Annotated in this window: 3 protein-coding genes and 1 pseudogene; all 4 read left to right on the top strand. The window is 42.3% G+C overall.

Features of this window, described 5'->3' with window-relative positions; genetic code table 11:
- Positions 1 to 133: 133 nt before the first annotated feature.
- Positions 134 to 970, top strand: coding sequence for a reverse transcriptase domain-containing protein (locus K6Y31_RS21930; protein ID WP_233055158.1), 837 nt, complete (start codon positions 134 to 136; stop codon positions 968 to 970).
- Between the two features lie 595 nt (positions 971 to 1,565).
- Positions 1,566 to 1,985 carry a hypothetical protein gene (locus tag K6Y31_RS21920; RefSeq protein WP_233055157.1) on the top strand — a complete coding sequence of 140 codons (420 nt, stop codon included), beginning with the start codon at positions 1,566 to 1,568 and terminating at the stop codon, positions 1,983 to 1,985.
- Between the two features lie 152 nt (positions 1,986 to 2,137).
- On the top strand, positions 2,138 to 2,770 hold the full coding sequence (locus K6Y31_RS21915) for a DUF5677 domain-containing protein (protein WP_233055156.1): 633 nt from the start codon (positions 2,138 to 2,140) through the stop codon (positions 2,768 to 2,770).
- Between the two features lie 89 nt (positions 2,771 to 2,859).
- Positions 2,860 to 3,027 (top strand): annotated as a pseudogene (locus tag K6Y31_RS21910) (transposase); the annotation flags it as partial.
- Positions 3,028 to 3,188: the final 161 nt, after the last annotated feature.

The raw sequence follows: 3,188 nt of genomic DNA, 5'->3' as shown, positions 1-3,188 counted from the left end.
CGATGACCCTCTGGCAGTCAGATTAACCCATAGTAGTTCGAGACGGGAAAGCCGATCACATGGCGAAGGGGTTAACAGTTATATCCCGTGTTTAGCAGACACATAGGCCGGACAATGTAGGGCTGGACTCACTATGATAACCGAACTAAACGCGATCACATTTAAATCACAGCGCCACCCCAAACACAGGTTTCAGAACTTATACGGATTACTAAAGGAAGATTGCCTGTATCAAAGTTGGGGTCAGCTCAATAAACAAGCCGCCGCCGGTATTGATGGCATCACCATGCCAGCTTATCAGCAGCAACTTGTTGGCAACATAACTCGACTGAGCGATGCCCTTAGGCATAAGCGCTTTCGAGCCAATGACATCAAACGTGTCTTTATTCCCAAAGCAAATGGCAAACAGAGACCGTTGGGCCTGCCCACGGTGGATGATAAATTGGTGCAACAAAGCGTGAGTCAGATATTACAAAGTATCTGGGAAGCGGACTTTTTGCCCAATAGCTATGGCTATCGACCGAATAAAAGCGCCCATCAAGCGGTGCACAGTTTAGCGTTGAATCTTCAGTTTAAAGGATATGGTTACATTGTGGAGGCCGATATTAAAGGCTTCTTCAACCACCTTGACCACGACTGGCTGATGAAGATGCTCAAACAACGCATTGATGACAACGCCATGCTGAGTTTAATCAGCCAATGGCTTAAAGCCCACATAAAATCACCTGAAGGGGCATTTGAACACCCGAAAAGCGGTACGCCGCAAGGGGGGATCATTAGCCCAGTACTGGCGAACATCTACCTGCATTACGCACTCGATTTATGGTTTGAAAAGAAAGTAAAACCGCGAATGCGTGGCCGCGCGATGCTCATCCGGTACGCCGATGATTTTGTGTGTGCGTTTCAATACGCCAACGATGCGGAGCTATTTTATGAGGTACTGCCAAAACGACTCAAGACTTTTATTTAAACATAAGCAACTTAGAAGTAGCAGAAGAGAAAACGTCGCTGCTACGTTTTAGTCGATTTCACCCGAGTCGCAAACGGCAATTTGTGTTTCTCGGCTTTGCCTTTTACTGGGCAAAAGATGCACAGGGAAAACCTCGACTCAGGCGGCGTACAGGCGCTGAAAAGCACCGCGCCAGCATGAGTGAGTTTTACCAATACATCAAAGCCAAGCGTTCAAACAAGCTAAATACTTGGATGCCACAACTGAAACGCAAATTGATGGGATACCGAAATTACTTTGACTTGCCAGACAATAGCCGCAGCCTTGAAAGATTGTACAGTTATGTGCTGCACAGTTTATATAAATGGTTGAATAGGCGAAGTGGTCGGCGAAGTTATAACTGGAGTAATTTCAAGAAGATGCTAATGTATTACGCTATTGAACGACCAAGAGTGAGTAAGCGATTTATTCATGTTGACTGGTACTAGGAGCGTGGTGGTTTACACGCGTGAATATATAACTGAAGAGCCGGATGCGGTAATTCCGCACGTCCGGATCTGTGTGGGGTCGGCCCAGTAATGGGTCGCTCTACCACGATTACATTTTCGGAGGCTACATGATTAGCACTTCTCAAAAAGTTAGAAAGTTATTTGAGTTAGCCCAAGGTAATATCGATCTTCCGTATTTTTCAGGGTTTCCCAAAAATGCATGTGAAGGAGCTTCATTATTTCTTGGGGCTACTTTAAAAGAAAAATACCCTGAATCTCATATAGAGTACATAAAAGGCTATGACGAAAATGGTGCTATTCATTTTTGGTTAGAAATTGACGCGATGGTCTTTGATATTACAGCTGATCAATTTCCTGAATTAGAGTCTCCACTTTTTGGTGTTGAACATCAACCTCTGGCAAGTATTTACAGTGATATTGAAAAACAGGAAATTTCTGATGCGTTTAAAGCATCGGATGTAACCAACTCTGTATACAAGCATTCACTAATGCTTGAAATCAGATATTATTTACGCACAAATGTATAACAAGTTGCTTAAACGGAACTAAAACAGTGGGTTACGTTCCGCTTCGCTGCACAGTATAGCCCACAATTTTAGTCCGCTTGGCAAGGCGTTAGGCCTATCGAAATATCGTCGCCTGATATTTCATTATATTGACTAAGTGAAAGGAGAGCACGGTGTCCCATAATCTAGATATTAAAATTAAAAAATTGATTGGTGACTCAGATAGAAGACTATTAATTTTGAACCAAAAACACAAAGGAAAGAAAGATTGTGTGATGCTTCGTTTGTGGGAGATGTATATTAGAAATGCGACTGCTATACGCACTCTCCTTGCGGGTGGTTTTTACGAAGAAGCTTTTTCGATACAAAGGTTATCTCTTGAACATATGTTTAATTTCTTCGCATTCGCTGTGGATGATAACTTTATGGATGCTTTTCATAACAACTCAGAATTTGAACTACCAAAAGCTTTGAAAGGCCTAAAAACAAGCATCGCGAAGTGTGAAGACGATTCCCTCACTCCTGAAAAACGTTCGAAATTAGAAGCGAAACTAACTGAATATAAAGAGGATCCAGTGGTCTCTTTAGGGCAAAGTTTGTTTAATGTCGCGAATAAATCAGAACTCGCTTCTTTTTACGATTCACAATATAGATTGCTATCATTATCTTATGCTCATTCAACGTTAATCTCGGTGTTAAATTCTATTAAAGAGAATGACATAGAAGATCTAATCAAAAATTTAGCCTCAAATATAGAAATTATGTACTTAAAGACTTTTGATGTTTGGCCTGAAAACCCTAAATAGCAGGCCTAACATACAAGAATAGGTGTCGCGAAGCCGACACCCCCCTATAGGTCAACATAGTTTGCACATAAACCTGTGCAGAGAGAACTATGAACCGATACGCACCAGAACGTAAAGAAGCCATCCTCAAAAAGTTGGCGCCACCAAACAGTATGTCTATCGCAGAAGTGGCCGAGCAAGAAGGCATTTCTCAACAAACCTTGTACCATTGGCGTAAACAAGCTCGCGAACAAGGTCAACTCATGCCAAACCAAACCGACGAAATATCAGGACATCCATCACTTTTTGCACAAATATCAGGACATCCATCACTTTTTGCACTAATTCACATCCTGAGCCATAGTTTAAAAACCACTTATTGAGCAGGATGTGGCCATGACTTTACCTCGCGGGAAGTTGATCTGCCCTGAATCAACGC

The sequence above is a fragment of the Motilimonas cestriensis genome (assembly GCF_021295315.1).
Lineage (GTDB): Bacteria > Pseudomonadota > Gammaproteobacteria > Enterobacterales > CBDFNC01 > Motilimonas > Motilimonas cestriensis.
The sequence above is the reverse complement of the archived record's forward strand: the minus strand, read 5'-3'. Positions and strand labels throughout refer to the sequence as shown.

Excerpts from the sequence above, each read along its gene's own strand:
- K6Y31_RS21930 (WP_233055158.1), top strand. The coding sequence starts at position 134 with ATGATAACCGAACTAAACGCGATCACATTTAAATCACAGCGCCACCCC.
- K6Y31_RS21920 (WP_233055157.1), top strand. The coding sequence starts at position 1,566 with ATGATTAGCACTTCTCAAAAAGTTAGAAAGTTATTTGAGTTAGCCCAA.